Annotated in this window: 3 protein-coding genes and 1 pseudogene; all 4 read right to left on the bottom strand. The window is 69.3% G+C overall.

What is annotated here, in order from left to right; genetic code table 11:
- Window positions 1-324, bottom strand: a pseudogene (locus ACFQ4O_RS16475) (nicotinic acid mononucleotide adenylyltransferase); the annotation flags it as partial.
- A complete protein-coding gene (locus tag ACFQ4O_RS16470) occupies window positions 321-1,604 on the bottom strand; it encodes a glutamate-5-semialdehyde dehydrogenase (RefSeq protein ID WP_378777283.1) in 1,284 nt (427 codons plus the stop codon). The pseudogene ACFQ4O_RS16475 and the gene ACFQ4O_RS16470, both read right to left, overlap by 4 nt.
- A 264-nt stretch (window positions 1,605-1,868) precedes the next feature.
- Window positions 1,869-2,663 carry a polysaccharide pyruvyl transferase family protein gene (locus ACFQ4O_RS16465; RefSeq protein WP_378777281.1) on the bottom strand — a complete coding sequence of 265 codons (795 nt, stop codon included), beginning with the start codon at window positions 2,661-2,663 and terminating at the stop codon, window positions 1,869-1,871.
- 62 nt (window positions 2,664-2,725) lie between these two features.
- The coding region (locus tag ACFQ4O_RS16460) for a PUA domain-containing protein (RefSeq protein ID WP_378777279.1) at window positions 2,726-2,938 on the bottom strand (213 nt) is incomplete at its 5' end.

Genomic DNA, 2,938 nt, shown 5'->3' with positions numbered 1-2,938 from the left:
GGCCGGGCAGCGCCGCCGCAGCGCCCGCAGCGTGTCGGCGGTGACGCGGGCGCCCAGCGCCTCCTCCACCCCGGTGACGACGATGCGCGGATGGCGGGCGATCCGCCGCGCCGCCGCGATCCGCGCCGCGATCGTCGGCAGCCCGGCGGTGTCCTTCAGCGGATTGCCGGGCGAAACCAGCCACCACACCCGGTCGAGCTTCAGGCGGCGCAACGCGATCAGCGACACCAGGCGGTGGCCCTCGTGGGGCGGGTTGAACGAGCCGCCGAACAGGCCGATCCGCAGGCCCCGCCCATGAGGCGGCAATCGGACGGGCGCGTTCACGGCCGCGTCTGGCCGGTTCCGTGCAGCCGGTAGTTGAACGAGGTGAGCTGCTCGACGCCGACCGGGCCGCGGGCGTGCATGCGGCCGGTGGCGATGCCGATCTCGGCGCCGAAGCCGAACTCGCCGCCGTCCGCGAACTGGGTCGAGGCGTTGTGCGCCACGATGGCGCTGTCCACCTCGCGCAGGAAGCGCTCCGCCAGCGCCGCGTCGTCGGTGACGATGGCGTCGGTGTGGTGCGAGCCGTAGTCGGCGATGTGCGCCAGCGCGTCGTCGATCCCGTCCACCACCTTGGCCGCGATGATGGCGTCGAGGAACTCCGTGCCCCAGTCGTCCTCGGTCGCGAAGGTGACGCGGGGATCGACCGCGCGCACGGCCGCGTCGCCGCGCACGGCGCAGCCGGCCGCGAGCAGGTCCTCGACCAGCGGCGCGAGATGGGTGTCGGCCACCGCGCGGTCCACCAGCAGCGTCTCGGCCGCGCCGCAGACGCCGGTGCGGCGCATCTTGGCGTTGAGCGAGATCGCGCGCGCCATGGCGAGATCGGACCCCGCCGCCACGTAGAGATGGTTGTTGCCGTCGAGATGGGCGAAGACCGGCACCCGCGCCTCCGCCTGCACCCGCGCGACCAGCCCCTTGCCGCCGCGCGGCACGATCACGTCGAGATTGCCCTCGAGGCCCGCAAGCATCTCGCCCACCGCCGCGCGGTCGCGGGTCGGCACGAGCTGGATCGCGTCCTCCGGCAGGCCGGCCTCGGCGAGGCCGTGGACCAGCGCCGCGTGGATGGCGGCGGACGAGCGGAAGCTGTCGGTGCCGCCGCGCAGGATGGCGGCGTTGCCCGCCTTCAGGCACAGGGCGCCGGCGTCCGCCGTGACGTTGGGCCGGCTCTCGTAGATCACGCCGATCACCCCGAGCGGAGTGCGCACGCGCTCGATGCGCAGGCCGTTGGGCCGGGTCCAGTCCGCGATCACCTCGCCGACCGGATCGGGCAGGCCCGCGACCGTCTCCAGCCCTTCCGCCACGCCTTCGAGCCGCTCCGCCGTCAGCGTCAGCCGGTCGAGATACGACGCCGCCACGCCCGCCTGCCGGGCGCCCGCGAGATCGGCCTCGTTGGCGACTAGGATCTGCCGGGTGGTGGCGCGGATGCGGGCGGCGGCGGAGAGCAGCGCCGCGTCCTTCGCCGCCCGTGGCGCCAGCGCCAGCGCCCGCGAGGCCGCGCGCGCGCGGCGGCCCAGCTCCAGCATGATGGCGTCCACTTCGATGAGCCGTTCGGCGGCGGCGGACATGACGCAAGCTCCCTCAAACTCCTGAGCGAAGGCGCGATGTAGCGCGTTTCGCGCAAGGCGTCATCCGCCCGCCACGGCGGGGCTCGCCTGCGTCAGGCCCCGGTCAGCAGCGTGCGCCAAAGGCGCCGGCGCAGCGATCGCGCCGCACGACGCGCCTCAGGCCGTCATGCGGACGTCACGCGCCCGGCCGGGGTTCTCGCCGAGCCCAAGCGCGAAGCGTCGGCTCTCCAGCCGGATGCGCCGGGACCAGACGATCGCCGCTCATCATCCAAGCAGCGGACGCGGGAACGCGTCGAACACATTCTTCTTCAGAGCGCCGATCAGCTTTTCGTCGGGCACGGAGTACAGATCGTCGTCGATCTTTGAGGCCCGGAGAACGTCGACCTGCTCAAAGTTCGACCGACCGGCCGACGTGAAATAGTCGTAGAACTTCCACGACCGTCCGCCATGTATGGCCTTCGTCTTCATCCAGATGTTCGGAACGCCGTAGGAGTCGGCGAAGATCACGCCATGAAGGCTCGACGACACGATACGTTCGCAGGACGCGATCTCGTGTATCGTTCCCTTGATGTCCGGACTGGTGACGTCGATGATCTTACCGCCGATCTTTTCGGCGAAGGCTCGAATGAACGGGTTCTCCAGCTGCTTCCAGTGCGGAATGATCCCGAGCTTATGCTTCTTGCCGCCCTGATACGGCCACAGCTCAGATATCAGAATGCCGGGATCGCCGACCCCGAGATTGTTCGTCGTTTCGATCATCGTTTTCGTCAGATAACCGCGGACCGAGCAGAATTCGATCTTCTCGTTCTGCTTGACCTCCTGGCCGGACATCAGGCCCGTGCCCCAGACGAAGCATTTTTCCGTCCGTTTCGACAGATGCTGGGACCTGTGAAGCCAAGAAATCGTGCTGCCGGCCGAGAGCAGATTGCACTCCGCCAGATTCGCCCACTCGACCTTCTTCCGGGATACAAACTCGGAAATATATCGTCCAATTTCGTCGCCGACGTTCACAGTGCCGCCCGCCGGAACGCCCCACCAATACAATTTCACAGCCGTCATATTAAAACTCCCGAATTGAGAACCGCCGGCCGACCGCCCCTGGACTTGAACCTATTTCGATTTTACGCCCCGGTCATCACCAGATCGTCGCGGTGGATCAGCGCCGAGCGGCCGCGATACCCGAGCAGCGTCTCGATCTCGGCGGAGGGATGGCCGGCGATGCGGGCGGCCTCGTCCGCGTCATAGGCCACGAGGCCGCGGGCCACCTCCTCGCCGTCGGGCGCGCGCACCACCACGGCGTCGCCGCGGGCGAAGGCGCCCTCGGCGCGGGTCAC

It is taken from the genome of Methylopila musalis, assembly GCF_042679725.1.
GTDB lineage: Bacteria > Pseudomonadota > Alphaproteobacteria > Rhizobiales > Methylopilaceae > Methylopila > Methylopila musalis.
Note: the sequence above shows the minus strand (reverse complement) of the source record. Positions and strands in the feature narration are given on the sequence as shown.

Bases quoted from the DNA above. Each gene is read 5' to 3' on its own strand.
- ACFQ4O_RS16470 (WP_378777283.1), bottom strand. From the start codon at position 1,604: ATGTCCGCCGCCGCCGAACGGCTCATCGAAGTGGACGCCATCATGCTG.
- ACFQ4O_RS16465 (WP_378777281.1), bottom strand. From the start codon at position 2,663: ATGACGGCTGTGAAATTGTATTGGTGGGGCGTTCCGGCGGGCGGCACT.